12 protein-coding genes are annotated in these 16831 nt (G+C 46.6%); 9 read left to right on the forward strand and 3 right to left on the reverse strand.

Annotation, left to right across the window (positions count from 1 at the left end):
• Positions 1 to 74: 74 nt before the first annotated feature.
• Together ACE04G_RS14990 and ACE04G_RS14995 are read right to left on the reverse strand one after the other, a co-directional pair.
• Complete coding sequence (locus ACE04G_RS14990) at positions 75 to 848, reverse strand: M15 family metallopeptidase (RefSeq protein WP_339308123.1); 774 nt, start codon at positions 846 to 848, stop codon at positions 75 to 77.
• A 462-nt stretch (positions 849 to 1310) separates the two neighbouring features.
• Complete coding sequence (locus ACE04G_RS14995) at positions 1311 to 1673, reverse strand: iron-sulfur cluster biosynthesis family protein (RefSeq protein WP_221819572.1); 363 nt, start codon at positions 1671 to 1673, stop codon at positions 1311 to 1313.
• A gap of 167 nt (positions 1674 to 1840) precedes the next feature.
• Between ACE04G_RS14995 and ACE04G_RS15000 the strand changes: the two genes are divergently transcribed.
• The 7 genes from ACE04G_RS15000 to ACE04G_RS15030 all read left to right on the forward strand — a co-directional run bounded on the left by ACE04G_RS15000 (position 1841) and on the right by ACE04G_RS15030 (position 8621).
• Positions 1841 to 2425, forward strand: a complete 585-nt coding sequence (locus ACE04G_RS15000; protein ID WP_221819571.1) for a TetR/AcrR family transcriptional regulator — start codon at positions 1841 to 1843, stop codon at positions 2423 to 2425.
• A 132-nt stretch (positions 2426 to 2557) separates the two neighbouring features.
• A complete protein-coding gene (locus ACE04G_RS15005) occupies positions 2558 to 3004 on the forward strand; it encodes a nuclear transport factor 2 family protein (RefSeq protein WP_221819570.1) in 447 nt (148 codons plus the stop codon).
• Positions 2994 to 3854, forward strand: a complete 861-nt coding sequence (locus tag ACE04G_RS15010) for an ergot alkaloid biosynthesis protein (RefSeq protein ID WP_221819569.1) — start codon at positions 2994 to 2996, stop codon at positions 3852 to 3854. The genes ACE04G_RS15005 and ACE04G_RS15010 overlap by 11 nt, the downstream gene beginning before the upstream one ends.
• 222 nt (positions 3855 to 4076) lie before the next feature.
• Complete coding sequence (locus ACE04G_RS15015; RefSeq protein WP_221819568.1) at positions 4077 to 5051, forward strand: ABC transporter ATP-binding protein; 975 nt, start codon at positions 4077 to 4079, stop codon at positions 5049 to 5051.
• Entirely contained in the window at positions 5044 to 6558 is a 1515-nt protein-coding gene (gene opuFB / locus ACE04G_RS15020; protein ID WP_221819567.1) for an osmoprotectant update ABC transporter permease/substrate-binding subunit OpuFB, read from the forward strand. The genes ACE04G_RS15015 and opuFB overlap by 8 nt, the downstream gene beginning before the upstream one ends.
• A gap of 50 nt (positions 6559 to 6608) precedes the next feature.
• On the forward strand, positions 6609 to 7955 hold the full coding sequence (locus ACE04G_RS15025) for a dihydrolipoyl dehydrogenase family protein (RefSeq protein ID WP_221819647.1): 1347 nt from the start codon (positions 6609 to 6611) through the stop codon (positions 7953 to 7955).
• A gap of 57 nt (positions 7956 to 8012) precedes the next feature.
• Entirely contained in the window at positions 8013 to 8621 is a 609-nt protein-coding gene (locus ACE04G_RS15030) for a DUF1349 domain-containing protein (RefSeq protein ID WP_101313980.1), read from the forward strand.
• Positions 8622 to 8851: 230 nt separating this feature from the next.
• Here ACE04G_RS15030 and ACE04G_RS15035 read toward each other — a convergent pair whose 3' ends face one another.
• Positions 8852 to 9325: an SET domain-containing protein gene (locus ACE04G_RS15035; RefSeq protein WP_091031152.1), complete on the reverse strand. Its 474-nt coding sequence runs from the start codon at positions 9323 to 9325 to the stop codon at positions 8852 to 8854.
• 196 nt (positions 9326 to 9521) lie between these two features.
• On the opposite strand from ACE04G_RS15035, the gene ACE04G_RS15040 reads away from it, so the two are divergent.
• Entirely contained in the window at positions 9522 to 11078 is a 1557-nt protein-coding gene (locus ACE04G_RS15040) for an ABC-F family ATP-binding cassette domain-containing protein (RefSeq protein WP_017688769.1), read from the forward strand.
• Positions 11079 to 11530: 452 nt separating this feature from the next.
• Positions 11531 to 16756, forward strand: a complete 5226-nt coding sequence (locus tag ACE04G_RS15045) for an S-layer homology domain-containing protein (protein WP_449004467.1) — start codon at positions 11531 to 11533, stop codon at positions 16754 to 16756.
• Positions 16757 to 16831: the final 75 nt, after the last annotated feature.

Raw genomic sequence — 16831 nt, forward strand, 5'->3', positions numbered from 1 at the left:
TCAGTCATGTTATCTATAGTCACGCTTCTTTTATCTAATCCAATAACTGTTTAGGCTTTGGGCTCAAACCTGCCTTATTTGGCACGTTCCAAATACTGCTCCAGCGTAAGTTTCTGGTTGGTAATCTCACCAGCAATATACACCCCTACATAACGTACATGCCATGGCTCATAGGAGTAACCAGTCAATTTCTCCTGATCTTTGCCATAACGGATGATGAAACCGTACTTGTGGGCATTGGCTTTCAGCCATTTGCCTTCTTTGGTGTTGCCAAAGCTTTGCTGAAGATCATAACCAGCCGAAGCGCTGGAGATATCCATAGCTAGACCAGTCTGATGTTCGCTTTGTCCTGGCCGAGCACTTGTTTTATTGGCAACAGCTTCACCTTTGATACTGGCATTACGGTCAAAGATCGATTTCTGGGTCGCATAAGAACGATAGCCAGACACCGCTTTGATATCAATGCCTTCTTTTTTGGCAGCGGCAAATAGTTTCTCTAGCGCTGTTGCAGCCACTTTACGCATTTGTTTCTTCGGACTGGAGCCTGAGAAGCTAAAAGGAATATTAGGCACAACCAAATCTTGAGGTGTATAAGTTGAAGGCAGATTTCTCTTTTTATTGACAAGTACAACTGTACTGGACACATTGGTCACAGTTGCCACATTTTTAATCGTTTTGATCGTACGACCAGGTGCATTGTCATGCAGAAATTGAGTGAAGCTAGAGCTTGCCGCAGACGCGATGGGATTCAGGCTTGAAGTGATGGGAAACGTAGTAAAAGCAGAACCTGCTACAACAGAGCCTACGAGAATTGTAGATATGATGGATTTACGAGTGAAAGATTTCATGATGTGTGTTCCTCCTCGGAATATATGAATCTATATACCGAGTATACTAGAGGATTATATCCATAGGTTCTCCAATTGTTTCCGAGTTGTAAACAAAGTTTGCTATAAAATCTAACTAGAGGATATTTACCTTGCCACTTCGATGACAGAACAACCTTCCGATCGCTGTTATCCCCTGATTTTTTTGATTCAATTTTATAATGGTGAAAATCTTGTGATAGCGTATGCTTCCGATGCAGCTTTCTTACAGAAAGCTTTTAGGCGAACGCTTCGCTTCTTCAGGTTCTTTCTGTCCTCTCCGTTTCGTGTAAATGTTTAGTTTATCTTTTATAGAGTCTTTTTTGCAACTCTGATAGAGGCATATAAGGAAAAGAACGTTAAAAAAGCCGTTGCATTAGATGCAACGGCTTTTGATGTGAAGAGAGATAATACTAGATTACTTCAAGTATGCTGGAAACTGTGTTACAACATGCAAGCATCGGATCCACCGGAGTTTCCCGCAGTTACTGCACGGGTATCACGAACGCGAACGTTGGCGCTGAGCACACCAGAATCACTGCTTAATTTGAAAGAAGGATAATTCTCTTCTGTATCCAGCTTCATGTGTTGTTCTAGGTTTAGCTGCTGCTTCGGGTCAACATAGAACGGAACCAGATTGGTTTCAATCTGCGCGTCGAGAGCCGCAAGTTCATCAACAATGATAATAGCGATAACTCCGTTACATCCGCAACCTTCCAGGTCATAGATCACTTTGAAATATCCAAGTTGGTCATTCAGGCTTTCCGTCAATCGTTTTGCAGCCAAATCTGTAATTTGAATATACATATAGGTACACTCCTTTATATGTGGTCATGGTTGTAAGTGGTAAAAGAATTCATTCAGCTTCTATTCCCATTATACCACTTTGGCAAAAATCAAAGCATTTATTTTCTTGACTGATCAGTCTGGAAAAGGTATTCTTTAGTTAATGAATAGGGAGGTGAGGTCTGAAATTGGGAAGAGCCAAGGAGTTTGACACGGAGACTGTGCTAAGAAAAGCAACGTCTGTATTTGGAGCGTACGGTTATGAAGGTACATCTTTGAGCTTACTATTGAGTGAACTTGGCATTGCGCGGCAAAGCCTGTATGACACCTACGGAACTAAACATGATTTATTTGTCTCTGCTCTTAAATTCTATATTCAGCAGAAGACAGAGGCGGGGATCAGACTATTAAACGAATGTACAAGTGTGAGGCAAGGCGTGGCCGAGTTGTTCAACGAAGCGGTTAACGTGTTGACAGACGACGAACGTCGTAATGAATGTTTCATCATTAATAGCGCGGTTGAACAGGCACCACAAAATCACGAAATCGCAGCCTTTATTCAAACCACTAACCAACAAATGGAAGATGTTTTTCATAGTGCACTGTTACGAGGCCAGAGGAGTGGCGAATTGAAGCACACAGAGGAAGAATTGCCCGGGCTTGCCCGTTTTCTAAATTATTCCCGACTCTCATTGACCTTTACGGCGAAGAGTGGTGCAAGTGCAGAAGCGCTGCGGGATTTTGTACAGATGACCCTAAGGGCAATGGATTAGCGTTTTACATGATTTGATTAAGAATTCTTTACGTTTTTTTGAAAATGAACGCTTAGGGCGTTTATTTTTTGATTATTGTAGACCGATTGGTCTGGAAAAAGAACACCAAACAAACTGAAGGAGGAAATAAGGATGACACAATCTCAGCAGTTGGAAGCGGGCAATAGTATACCGCATCGGATCATGCATGGATTCACTAATTTGCTACTGGAAGGAAAACTGGAACAGTGGTTGGAGCTATATACATCTGAAGCTATCTTCGAATTTCCATATGCACCAGCAGGATATCCTCAGAAACTGGAAGGCAAAGCCGCAATTACGAATCATCTTCATAATCTGCTGGGGATGATTGAAATTCAGCAGTTTTCTGAACCGGTGATCTTGGCTGATTCCACGAAACAACAGTTTGTGGCTGAATTTACTTGTAAAGGGCGTTCATTAGTTACAGGCAAGCCATACAACCAAACGTACATCTCTGTAGTGAGCCACTCTAATGGAAAAATTACACATTATAAAGACTATTGGAATCCGATGGTCGTACTCGAATCGGACTTAGGAGGAAACAAGCATGATCAATGATAAACCGTTGACACTTATTACAGGGGCTAATGGAAAGACAGGAAGCCGTGTTTCGGCCATACTTCAAAAGCATCAATATCCGGTGCGTTTGGCAGGAAGAACGAAACCATCTCTTTCTGGTTCTACTGATAATTATGTCTATTTTGATTGGTATGATTCCGAGACATATGCGCCGGCGCTGAAAAATGTGAACCAGGTGTATCTTGTTGTGCCAGTCATGGACATGACCCCAGAAGACGTCATGATTCCGTTCATCAAGGAAGCATTGTGGAACGGCGTTAAGCGATTTGTCTTGCTTGGCAGTGCTTCAATTGATGAGAATGGTCCTATTTTTGGCAAAGTACATCAATATTTAAAAGCCCATGCTCCTGAGTGGGCTGTATTGCAGCCTTCCTATTTTATGGAGAACTTTACGGAGGGGCCGCATCGGGAGACGGCGAAACAACTTGGGAAAATATACAGTGCTACGGGTGACGGGAAAATTGGATTTGTTAGTGCAGATGATATTGCGGCGGTGGCCTTCCATGCTCTGACAGATGTTGTTCCTCATAATACGGAGCATATCATTACAGGGCCGGAGACGTTGTCCTATGGACAGGTTGCAGACGTCTTGAGCCGTGTACTGGGTCAGTCCATTCAGCATGAATCTTTGTCCGATGATGAATTGAGGAACAGCATGATTCGCGCAGGAATGTCAGAAGAATACGCTGCTGCCCTCGCAGGACTGGATGTGCCTATCCGGGAGGAGGGGAGAGAAGATCAAACGACGGATACGGTGAGAAAAATAACGGGGACTAGCCCGATTTCATTCGAGCAATTTATTCAAAATCATATGGAAGTATGGGAATAATAGAAGAAATATTTTCATATTCAATGAGAAGACGGTGCCTAGTGCCCGTCTTTTTGCATGTCTACCAGCATGTTGACATCGTTGATTCGAATATGGATCTCTCTCTAACCAGGGTCACTACGGAAAGCAGTGATTATACGAACACACTTTTGGGGAAATAGATGAGAATGAATGTTAGGGCGTGTCTGAAACACGCCCTAGATAAAGGGGCGAAGAGAGCGAATGATTCAGTTCGAAAATGTATCGAAACAATATCCTGATGGAACAACGGCTTTGCGTCAGGTTAACCTCAACATTAACAAGGGAGAACTGTTTGTCATGATTGGTCCGAGTGGATGTGGCAAAACCACCATGCTCAAAATGATCAATCGCCTGATTGAACGAACAGATGGAACCGTGCGCATTAATGAACGCCCAATCGATGAATACAACATTCACGAATTGCGCTGGAATATCGGATATGTGCTGCAACAGATTGCACTATTCCCGCATATGACCATTGCCGAAAATATTGCAGTTGTTCCTGAATTGCGAAAATGGAAGTCAGATCAAATCAAGGAGCGTGTACATACGTTACTGGACATGGTGGGTTTGCACGGAGATACGTACAGTGAGCGTAAACCGTCCGAGTTATCCGGAGGACAACAGCAGAGAATTGGTGTATTGCGTGCACTCGCTGCCGATCCCGAGATTGTTTTGATGGATGAACCGTTCAGTGCACTCGACCCAATGAGTCGGGAGAAATTGCAGGACGATATTCTGGATATCCAGCGTCAGATGAAAAAAACAATTGTGTTTGTCACCCATGATATTCAGGAAGCGATGAAGCTGGGGGATCGCATCTGCATTATGAAGGATGGACAGGTTTTGCAGGTAGGCACTCCGGAAGAACTGATCCGACAGCCAGCTAATGACTTCGTACGTGAATTTGTTGGAAGTCCTAACGCGGATACGAGTTCACAATCTGATTTTGATCTCGAATCCATCATGTCACCACTCTCACCGGGTCATGTGCCAAAATCAGCCAAAACTGCCGTTCCTGTATCCATTACGTTGACGGAGTTAGTTGATATCATGGCTTCCCATGACCATCTGCTGGTTGAACGTAACCGCCAGATTATTGGCGAGATCAGTCGAGTTGATCTGATGAAATACTGGTCTGGTCAGTTACAGGAACGAGGTGAAGGACATGAGTAGATTCACGGAGGTGTTCAGTGAGCGCAAAGGTCAGTTGTTGTCTGCTCTGCTGGAACATATTCAGATCTCATTTATCGCATTGTTCTTTGCTGTCCTCATCGCTATTCCGCTTGGTATTTACTTGACACGCAAGCCAAAAGTCGCTGAACCGATTATTGGGGTTACGGCTGTGTTGCAGACGATACCTTCCTTGGCGCTTCTCGGATTGCTCATCCCGTTATTCGGCATAGGAACACTTCCTGCAATTATTGCATTGGTGGTGTATGCGCTGCTTCCCGTACTTCGCAACACGTACACAGGCATATCCGAAGTTGATCCTTCCATGGTGGAAGCAGCGAATGCGATGGGCATGAATAGTTGGCAACGTCTAATCAAAGTGGAACTGCCACTGGCGATGCCTGTTATTATGGCCGGAATTCGGACCGCTATGGTGCTTATTGTAGGAACGACCACACTTGCTGCCTTGATCGGCGCAGGAGGTTTGGGGGCATTAATCTTGCTGGGCATTGATCGGAACGATACGGCATTGATCATCCTTGGAGCCATTCCGGCCGCCTTGCTGGCGATTTTGTTTGATGTACTATTACGTCAGTTCCAACGATTATCCTTTAAGAAAACACTGGTTATCCTTGGTTCGCTGGCAATAATCGCGATACTTGTGATTACCATTCCCTTCGTGGCACGTGGTGGACAGAAGGATCTTGTCATTTCCGGGAAATTGGGGGCGGAACCCGAAATTCTCATTAATATGTACAAGTTGTTAATCGAAAAAGATACAGACCTGACCGTTGAACTAAAACCGGGATTAGGCAAAACACCATTCCTTTTTAATGCACTCAAGTCGGGTGATATTGACATCTATCCCGAATTCACGGGGACAGCGATCTCCGAATTTATGAAGGAAACGGCTGTGAGTACGGATCGAACAGAGGTCTACGAACAAGCAAGAGATGGAATGCTGAGCCAGTTCAACATGGTGCTTCTGAACCCTATGGATTATAACAATACGTATACGTTGGCTGTTCCAAAGAGCATCGCAGATCAATACAATCTCAAGACCATTTCGGATCTCAAACCGGTGGAACAGCAGATGAAGGCAGGATTTACCCTTGAATTCTCGGATCGGGAAGACGGTTACCTTGGCATTCAGAAGAAGTATGGGATTGAATTCCCGAACGTGGCAACAATGGAACCCAAGCTTCGCTATGGTGCTGTTCAACGTGGCGATATCAATCTGGTAGATGCCTATTCCACAGATAGTGAGTTGAGACAATATGAACTCGTTGTGCTGGAAGATGACCAGGAATTATTCCCACCGTATCAAGGCGCGCCGATGCTTCGTCAAGAAACGGCAGATCAATATCCACAACTGGTTGAGGTGCTGAATCAGCTTGCTGGCAAAATTACGGATGATGAGATGCGTCAGATGAACTATGACGTGAACGTAGAGGGCGAGAATCCTGAACAGGTTGCAGCAGAATACCTTAAACAGGCCGGATTGTTGTAACTTCAGGCATCCCTGCAATAGATGTACCAAAAGGATGAGGAGGAACCATGATGACACAAGAAACGTATGACTTGATTGCGATTGGCACAGGAAGCGCGGCAAGCTCTGTAATCACCCGTTGCGCTGAAGCTGGCTGGAGAGTTGCTGTAATTGATGAACGTGAGTTCGGCGGAACGTGTGCACTGCGTGGCTGTGATCCCAAGAAAGTGCTGGCTGGAGCGGCTGAGCTGATTGACTGGAATGAACGGATGCAAGGGAAAGGAATTCAGGGACAGGCGACCATCAACTGGTCTGAACTTATGGCCTTTAAACGCATCTTTACCGAGAGCATACCTAGAGCAAGTGAAGATCAATTCAAACAGGCCGGAATGGATACGTTCCATGGTAAAGCTTCATTTGTCGATGAAGACCATATTCAAATTGGAGAAGAAGTGCTCCATGGCAAACACATCCTGATTGCTACCGGTGCAACACCTGCGCCACTTGAGATTGAGGGCTCAGAGCATCTTATATATAGTGATGACTTTCTGGATCTGGAACAGCTGCCGGATCGATTAGTTCTGGTAGGCGGTGGATACATTGCATTTGAGTTTGCGCATATTGCGGCCAGAGCCGGGACGGAAGTTCATATCCTGCATCGGAGTGAGCAGCCTCTGAAATCGTTTGATGCGGAGCTTGTAGAATCTTTGTTGCAAAAATCAAAAGAGATCGGCATTCATGTTCACTTGAACGCGGAGGTGAAGTCCATACGGCAAGAGGGGAACGCCTATGTTGTTCATGGCACACGTAATGGTGCAGATCACCAGTGGCAGTGCGGACTTGTCGTTCATGGAGCCGGGCGTGTTCCTAATGTGGATGGGCTGGAATTGGAGAAAGCCAACGTCAGCTACAGCAAAAAGGGGATTACGGTGAACGAGTACTTGCAAAGTGAAAGTAATCCGAGAGTGTATGCTGCTGGCGATGTAACGGATACAAAAGGGTTGCCTTTAACCCCGTTAGCAGGTCAGGAATCCCGGGCTGTATCGTTCAATTTGTTGGAGGGAAATCAACACAAACCAAATTATAAAGTGATGCCTTCCATTGTGTTTACTGTCCCTGCCCTTGGAGCTGTAGGTATGAGCACGGAACAAGCCAAAAAAGAGGGCTACGAGGTGCAGGTAAATGATATGTCGAAATGGTATACTTACAAGCGAACTCATGAAAAATTTGCCATGGCCAAAGTGGTGATCGACAAATCAACCGGACGTATTCTGGGTGCACATGTGCTCGGGAGCAAAACAGAAGAATTGATCAACCTTTTTGCAATGGCGATTCAGTTCAATCTGACTATCGATCAGTTAAACACCATGAATTTTGCATATCCTACTGCTGCATCGGATCTGGGTTCTTTAATTTAGAAGTGATGAAGTGAGGATGAACCCCCCTTTGGGACGGAAGAAAGGATGAAAATAACGATGTCATCGGATTTTATTGGGCTTCATGAAGGCAAGTGGACGAAGGAACCCGTTGCTGCACGGATGGATGGGGATCGTTTCGTTGTGGAAGCTCGGGAAGGCAGTGACTTCTGGGAGAACACATTCTACGGGTTCTGTCATCGGGATGGACATGCCATGCTTGCTCCATGGGACGGAACGGAAGCGATTGAGGTATCGTTTGATCTAAGCTCATTCACCCAATTGTATGATCAGGCTGGACTAATGTTATGGTACGGAGAAGACCAATGGATCAAGGCCGGAGTTGAGGTTAATGATGGCGTGGCACATGTTGGAGCTGTCGTGACGGATACGTATTCAGATTGGTCACTCTCTCCTGTGCCAGAGTGGGGTGGACGAATCGTAACAATCAGAGCCTCCTACAGTAATGAGGCTGTTGTCATTCGTGCTCGCACAGATGAGCATCCTTGGCGTACGATTCGGGTTGCACGGTTTGCCTATCCAACGAACAAACATGCAGGTCCATTTCTGTGTTCACCAAAGCGTGCAGGGTTCGAGGTAGCCTTTACCAAGTGGAGATCCACGACACCCGATCAAGACTTGCATACAGATCCGCCGATTACGGATTAAAACAAGTTCAGATGCACGATAAACAATGAAACATGAACAGGTGTATCTGGCTTAGAAAGCAAGACAACACAAATAAGCAAGTCTTCCATTAACGGAGGACTTGCTTATTTGTGTGTTTAAACTTTGGACTGTTAAAAGTCTCCAGTTACTCGTTTCATCATTCACCGGGGTCAGTGAGTTCTTTTCCCACATACAATAGAGTACTTGCGAACTTTACTTGAGTTTAACGTTTATTTACTCGTGTCCGTATCCAGGGACTGGGGTTCGGTCTCTTTTTCACCCTCATCATCATTGGACTTATTGAACTCAAGCATACGCTCCTCGTAATCATCAAGGAACCATAACGGGTCCATACTATCTTCCTCACCGTTGTAATTGATTACGATTTCTTCACCAGCCTTGATGTCTGTATACGCGTAGAAGTCAAAGGTGTGGTTATCAAAATTGATATCATAAGTAGCGTTGGGTTCATAGGAGTGGTTGATCAGACTGCCGTAACCGAGCAAAATAGCGGTATGATTCGCCCCATATTCGAACACGTAATCTTCCAGAATCGTTTTTTCCACATGCTCATGATCTTCATTTGGGTAAGGCACAACGGGTGCCTGATGAATAAGCGTTCCTTTGGCAATATCAACGGTAGCAAATACCCCGCGGTTAAACTCACCACCATCACCCAACTTGGATTGTTTCACTTCAATCATATTGTTCACCTGATGCTCTTCGAAGAGCTCCGTTCTATATAATAGTAATTCGTTAAGGCAAAATTTTAACCCATACTTTCATATAAGGCAAATTTCAGACAAAAAGGTGCAATATTTTTAATATGGCGTTGAGTTGTGCAGGATATAACGCTTATAATATACAAAGAATTAAGTCTATATAGAAAAGGTGTCATGAATGAGCATATTAAATGTAGAAAAATTAAGTCACGGTTTTGGTGACCGTGCTATCTTTAACGACGTTTCATTCCGCCTGTTGAAGGGCGAACATATTGGTCTGATCGGGGCCAATGGTGAAGGTAAATCCACCTTCATGAACATTATTACAGGAAAACTTCAGCCGGATGAAGGCAAGGTAGAGTGGTCCAAACGGATGCGTGTTGGTTATCTGGACCAGCATGCTGTATTAAACAAAGGCCAATCGATCCGTGACGTACTTCGTGGCGCGTTCCAGTATTTGTTCGACATGGAACAGGAAATGAATGATATGTATGGCAAAATGGGCGATGTTACCCCGGAGGAACTTGAACAACTACTTGAAGACGTGGGTACGATTCAGGATACGCTGACAAACCAGGATTTCTACATGATCGATGCCAAAGTGGATGAAACCGCACGTGGTCTGGGTCTGACGGATATCGGTCTGGATAAAGACGTCAATGACCTGAGTGGTGGACAGCGTACCAAAGTACTGCTTGCCAAGCTGCTGCTGGAAAAACCCGATATTTTGCTCCTCGATGAGCCTACGAACTATTTGGATGAATTGCATATCGAATGGTTGAAACGTTATTTGCAGGAATATGAGAATGCTTTTATTCTGATCTCCCACGATATTCCGTTCCTGAACAGTGTTATCAACTTGATCTATCACATGGAGAACCAGAATCTAACTCGTTATGTAGGCGATTATGATCATTTCCAGGAAGTGCATGAGATGAGAAAACAGCAGCTGGAGTCGGCGTACAAACGCCAACAACAAGAGATTGCTGACCTTAAGGATTTTGTGGCGCGTAACAAAGCAAGTGTAGCAACACGCAATATGGCGATGTCCAGACAGAAGAAACTCGACAAGATGGATGTTATCGAGATCGCCAAGGAGAAACCGAAACCGCAGTTCAACTTCCGTGATGCAAGAACATCTGGCAAGCTCATTTTCGAAACTAAAGGTCTTGTAATTGGATACAACGAACCGTTGTCCAGACCACTGGATCTGCGTATGGAGCGCGGACAGAAGATTGCCCTTGTTGGTGCGAACGGAATCGGTAAAACAACCCTGATGCGCAGTATTCTGGGTGAAATTCAAGCTCTGGAAGGAACCGTTCAACGTGGTGAACATCTGGAGATTGGTTACTTCCAGCAAGAGATGAAGGATGCCAACTACAATACATGTATTGAAGAGATCTGGCAGGAGTTCCCTTCATATACCCAATTCGAGGTGCGTGCTGCACTTGCAAAGTGTGGTTTGACTACAAAACACATTGAGAGCAAGGTAGCTGTACTAAGTGGTGGCGAGAAAGCTAAAGTGCGTCTCTGTAAGCTGATCAATAATGAAACCAACCTACTTGTGCTCGATGAGCCGACGAACCATCTGGACGTTGATGCCAAGGAAGAGTTGAAACGTGCGCTCAAGGCTTACAAAGGCAGTATTCTTCTAATCTCCCACGAACCGGAATTCTACCGTGATGTCGTTACGGAGACGTGGAACTGTGAGTCTTGGACAACAAAAGTATTCTAAATAGAGGTTGTTCAAGAAGTCCGCTTTTGATTACGAATCATGTGCGAGCTTGCGAACAAGCTCGAAGCGTGAGAAAAGGCGCGAATTTTGCTTGCAAAACAAGCAGAACTCGCGCCTTTTTTGTGTGGTTTTAACGAAAAATGTTTGAGCCCAATGCACAGTTGACAGCTTGAATAAGGCAATAATATAATTCAGGAAAGCAATTACATTTATATATTAGAAACCTGTTTCACTGCATAGGGGCAAAGAAAACACGGTATTCCGTATGGGTATCATTGCACTTAGAAGGGAAGACGGGTCTTTTTTTGCATTCAAATGAGACCGGTTTCATTAAAATAAGGAGGTGGACAAAACTCGTTACTGACCACTGGTTGCTGAGGATAGGCTGAACAACAACACCACGCGTTCAAGAACCATGCTTTCATCTTTCACGCCAAAGGAGAGAATGAACATTGGCTAAACTCAGGAAACCCATGATATTTATGTTATCAGCAACACTTGCGCTGTCTTCGGGACCGTTGATGCTACCGAGTAAGGCGTATGCCGATCTGAGCAGTATACCCGCCACGTTGTTGCAGGACGATTTTTCGGATGGGAATTACACGGAATCACCCGCGTGGAACGTAAGCTCAGGCAACTGGGAAGTGTTCGCTGACCCGACAGATGCGTCCAACTTTACGCTTTTCCAGAGCGATACCAATGAAGGCATCATCTCTACTGGAGACTCCATGTCGGACATGACCGTGTCCATGCGCTTTTATACAGGAGAAGGTAAAGGATTTCCGGGCATTTTGCCGCGGTTTCAGGATAAGAGCAACTTTTACTATTTTCAAATGCATGTTCCCAATAATAAACTCGTTTTCTCCAAACGGGTAAACGGATCAGACACAACTTTGAACACGGTGGACTATGCGTTTGCCAAAGATACATGGTACACACTCAAAGTGGTGTTATCAGGTACCACCATTCGCGGGTATATCGCGGAAAACGGCTCCGATCAGTTGGTATTTGATCTGGTCGATACTACATACGGGTCAGGTACCGTGGGCATTCGGAATAAGTGGCAGTCGTTACATGCAGATGACGTAATCATTGCCGAGCAGCCGCCTGGGAACGATATTCAGCTCTCCATTGCTGAGCAGACGGCGTCTTCGGTTTCACTGCAATGGTCTGAAATCGCGGGAGCATCAGCCTATCGCTTGTACCGTTCCTCTACGCCTGAAGGCGGCTATTCCCTGGTAACCAGTACCGGAACTTTGGAACACACGGATGAAGGATTGAGCGGGGATACGGTGTATTATTACAAGCTGGCTTATGAATACGGAGGTCTAACCGAATCATTATGGACTGCTCCGCTGGAAGTTCGGACGACAGCATCGGCACCACAGGCTCCTGGCGAATTAAAGGCCGAAGCACTCAACGCAACAAGCGTGAAGCTATCTTGGTCCGCCGTGGACAAGTCAACTGGTTATCGCGTGATTCGGGCCAAAGCTGGCAGTGAGCAATACGAGCAAATCTATGAAGGTAAAGGGCTCACATTCACGGATAATGCACTTGAGCCGGGCAACAGCTACAACTATCGCGTAACAGCCTATAACGCAGCTGGGGAGTCAGCATTCACAGTTGCAGAAGCCACGACATACTCCATTGACTCTCCAGCAGAGTTCGCTGCCACAGCTGTGACGGACACATCAATCTCTCTGGGGTGGAATGTCTTGCCTGGATCTGATGTAACGTATATCGTGTCCCGTGCAACCAGTGCTACGGGTACGTATCAGCAGGTCTATAGCGGCAATGAAAACACGTTTAACGATGGCGGTCTGACGATGGGCACAGGATATTTTTACATCATCCAGGCGACCGTGGACGGCGTAACTTCTCCAGCATCCGCACCGTTGGGTGTTACGACGATTCGTACAAGCATTACACCGGGGCAACTGTGGCCGGATCTGGACGGTAAGCCGATTGATGCGCATGGGGCAGGCTTTTTCTATGATGAACAGACGGAGATGTATTACTGGTATGGTGAATACCACACGGGCGGATGGCCAGCGGTTGGTGTGCGTGTGTATTCATCCAAGGATCTGATGAACTGGACGGACCGAGGCATGGCTCTAACGACACTTCAATCCATGGATGATTTTGACAATGACCCGTTGATCTCCGAATTGTATGCGGGGCGTGAAGACCGCGTGGATATCTGGGCAGATATCCGCAAAGGACGGATTATTGAACGACCAAAGGTCATCTACAACGACAAAACGAAGAAATACGTGATGTGGGCTCACATGGACGGCGACAAGGACCCCTATAACGATAATGCGAATTACGGTAAGGCGCGAGCCGGTTATGCGATCAGCGACTCTCCAACAGGGCCTTTTGTGTATCAGAAGAGTTACCGGATGGACAGAGCTCCCGAAGGGGAGAAAGATTTCTTCCCAAGCGACCGGGGTATGGCACGTGACATGACGTTGTTCAAGGATGATGACGGTACCGGTTACCTGATCTACTCGAGCGAAGAAAACCTGACGTTATATATCTCCAAACTGAATGAAGACTATAGTGACGTAACAGGGTGGCATAAGGAAGGACGAACGGATGACAAAGGCAATCCGGTACGAGATTCCACCTATCAGGCGGAATACGGCGTCGATTACGTGCGAGTGTTCCCGGGAGGGCAACGTGAAGCACCGGCGATGTTCAAGTATCAGGGGAAATATTATATTTTGACTTCCGGAGCTTCCGGTTGGGCCCCTAACGAAAACAAAGTGACGGTGGCGGATAACATTTTTGGCCCGTGGTCAACGCAGACCAATCCGTTCGTGCGTACGTTGCCAACTGATCCCGATCCAGGCAAGGCATTTGGCACACAGACCACATCCGTCATTCCGGTCGATCCGGAAAAAGGCAAATTCATTTACGTAGGGGATACGTGGAATGGTGGCAATTTCTCGAATGATGCTGCAAAATACGTGTTCTTGCCAATTGAGTTTGGAATAGGCTCCGACATCGCGATCAAGTGGTATAACAGCTGGACACCTGATCTGCTGAATTCGATGGGCAAGGTAGATATTGCTGATCCCTTGCCAGAAGCCGTGGCGCTAGGCAAAGTACCATCCCTGCCAACAACGTTGAATGTGCGCGAGGGTGGAGCACTGGTATCAACGCCAGCAGTCTGGACGGTTGATAACCGGGCCATGACGGCAGAAGATTTTGCCAAGCCAGGACCGCTCACATTACAGGTAACCACACCGGAATATAACAACAAAAAGCAGGCGGTTCGTGTAAATGTCATTCCGGAGAATACAGTTTTTTTCGTGAATAGTGGTGGTTACGAAACGGCTGATTACAGTCTCATGGGTGCTTATATGAAGGGAACGCTTGCGAACCCGGAAACGGCGGATCAGATGTACGCTCCGTCTGAGGGATATAGTTGGGGGTATGTCAGCGCAGATGCACTGCCATCCGGTTCGAATGGCGGGGATATATTCTCGACCGTACGTTATCTCAACGGTGGCAATGTCAGCAATTCTCCTAAAGGCACGGATTTGACCTATACATTTGATGTGCCAAACGGGACATATGATGTATACGCCGGATTCAACGATCCGTGGACCAATACTTCGCGCAAAGCGAATTTAATCATCAATGGCGCCAACACGGGTGCAGTTACTTTTACGCCTGCCAGCGTTAGAGCCCACAAAGGCATCAACGTGTCGGACAACAAGCTGGAGTTGACTGTGCGCAATACGGCATCACAGGACCCGATGATTAGCTGGATTATGATCGTTAAACCTGACGCTGCACCACCTGCAAATGATAGTGCAGGCCTTAACGCTGATGCGTTAGATTCTACGAGCGCAACGCTTCACTGGGATGCTCATCTTGGTGCAGCAAGCTACAAGCTCTACCGCTCAGATCGTGAGCATGGAGAGTATAAGGTGGTCTATAGCGGCAATGGACGGGAGTACACGGACAGTGAACTGAACCCCGGCACGGATTATTATTACAAAGTGGAAGCTTTGGATGCGACGGGGCAATCCGTGAGAGGTGTATCTTCCGCTTATCAGGTGCAAACGGCTCAGCAGAACGCTGCCGATGTAGCTACAAGCATTACAGCATTGGAACAACCTTCCGCAGGTGCAAAAAAACTGAAGTTCCCATCCGTGCCGCAAGGTTTCACGGTGAAGATCTCTTCCAGTTCGGTACCGTCGGTCATTCAAACTGATGGAACGATTGTCCCACCATCTAAGGAAACAACAGTAACCCTGGAGTTGGAAATTACTCGAACTTCTGACGACAGTAGAGCCCTGACTGCACCGTTGACGGTGAAGGTGCCGGCATCTGTTCCTTCCCCTGGAGGTACGGACCCTGGTTCGGGCGGTAATCCAGGCGGCAATTTCGGTGGAAATCCAGGAAATAGTTCTGGTTCAGCCAACAATGGCGGACAGTCAGGAAGTGGTAACCCAAGTGCAGAGAATGCTGTACCACAACCTAAACCGGAGAAAGACCGTTCAGTTCTGGAGTTGCAGGGACAGTCTGATCAGAAGGGTGTAGTGCAGTCCAACGTGGATGTTTCAACGATTAAAGAGGCTTTTCAAGTTGCCCCCTCAACAGATGCGGGTCAGCGATTGGTCGAACTTCGACTGAAGCCGGTTTCGGGAGCAACGGCATATGAAGTTTCTCTGCCTGCCTCTGCGTTAATAGATCAGGGAGAGTCACATGTGTTCAACATTGTTACAGAACTGGGGATGTTGGAGCTTCCTGCGACATTGTTAACGAAGGATATCGTTGGGGATGGGATTGCATCAATCCGATTGATCAGAACGGAGCTGCCAAAAACAGTCGCAGATCAGCTTGGCACGCCATATGGAGTCCAGCTTGAACTTCAACTGGATGGTCAACCATGGCCATCGGAAAGCGAGTTGAACCTTCGTCTGCCTTTCCAATCCTCACAAAATGCTCAGCAGGATCGGATTGTAGCATTTGCCATTGGCCCGAACGGTGTGGCAACCCCGTTGCCGCAAAGTTACTACGATCCAAAAAGCGGGCAGCTTGTATTTACCGTAACATCACTCACAGGAAATTATGCTGTTGCGCCTGTGGAGCAGACATTCGCAGATCTTGCAGAAGTGCAGTGGGCCAAGAAAGCAATGGAGGCTTTGGCTGTCAGAGGTGTAATTGATGCTGAGGCAAGCGGTGCTTCCACGCAGTTACATCCAAAAGAGGATATGACCCGCGGCCAATACATGCAATGGTTGATGACTGCCCTGGGTTTGAATGCTTCTTCCGGGAATGCGTTCTCTGATGTAAACGAAAAGGCTCCGTACTACGAAGCAGTTACAGCTGCACGTTCGCTAGGTATCACCAGTGGTACCGGTGACGGGCGCTTCCTGCCAGAGTCGACGATCACTCGTCAGGAGATGATGACATTAACAGTTCGCGCACTTGCGGCGGCTGGACTGGTTGACTCCGAGACGGCTGCAACAGATAACCTTGCTCGTTTCCACGATGCTTCCGAGATTCGCTCCTATGCCCGGGATAGTGTCGCATTACTTGTGGATCTGGGCATCGCCCACGGGTACAACGGTGAGGTGAAACCACTTGCCGAAGCAACCCGAGCCGAATCGGCTACATTGTTATATGCGATGATGAGCAAACTGGTATGGAATAAATGATAATACACCAGAATCGTAACGTGTGAAAAAGAAGGCTTACTTTGACCTGGAACTCAGGTTGGAGTAAGCCTTTTG

The sequence above is a fragment of the Paenibacillus sp. AGC31 genome (assembly GCF_057334655.1).

Coding starts and splice junctions, on each gene's coding strand:
- opuFB (WP_221819567.1), top strand. CDS start 5,044: ATGAGTAGATTCACGGAGGTGTTCAGTGAGCGCAAAGGTCAGTTGTTG.
- ACE04G_RS15015 (WP_221819568.1), top strand. CDS start 4,077: ATGATTCAGTTCGAAAATGTATCGAAACAATATCCTGATGGAACAACG.
- ACE04G_RS15040 (WP_017688769.1), top strand. CDS start 9,522: ATGAGCATATTAAATGTAGAAAAATTAAGTCACGGTTTTGGTGACCGT.
- ACE04G_RS14990 (WP_339308123.1), bottom strand. CDS start 848: ATGAAATCTTTCACTCGTAAATCCATCATATCTACAATTCTCGTAGGC.
- ACE04G_RS14995 (WP_221819572.1), bottom strand. CDS start 1,673: ATGTATATTCAAATTACAGATTTGGCTGCAAAACGATTGACGGAAAGC.
- ACE04G_RS15010 (WP_221819569.1), top strand. CDS start 2,994: ATGATCAATGATAAACCGTTGACACTTATTACAGGGGCTAATGGAAAG.
- ACE04G_RS15025 (WP_221819647.1), top strand. CDS start 6,609: ATGACACAAGAAACGTATGACTTGATTGCGATTGGCACAGGAAGCGCG.
- ACE04G_RS15005 (WP_221819570.1), top strand. CDS start 2,558: ATGACACAATCTCAGCAGTTGGAAGCGGGCAATAGTATACCGCATCGG.
- ACE04G_RS15035 (WP_091031152.1), bottom strand. CDS start 9,325: ATGATTGAAGTGAAACAATCCAAGTTGGGTGATGGTGGTGAGTTTAAC.
- ACE04G_RS15030 (WP_101313980.1), top strand. CDS start 8,013: ATGTCATCGGATTTTATTGGGCTTCATGAAGGCAAGTGGACGAAGGAA.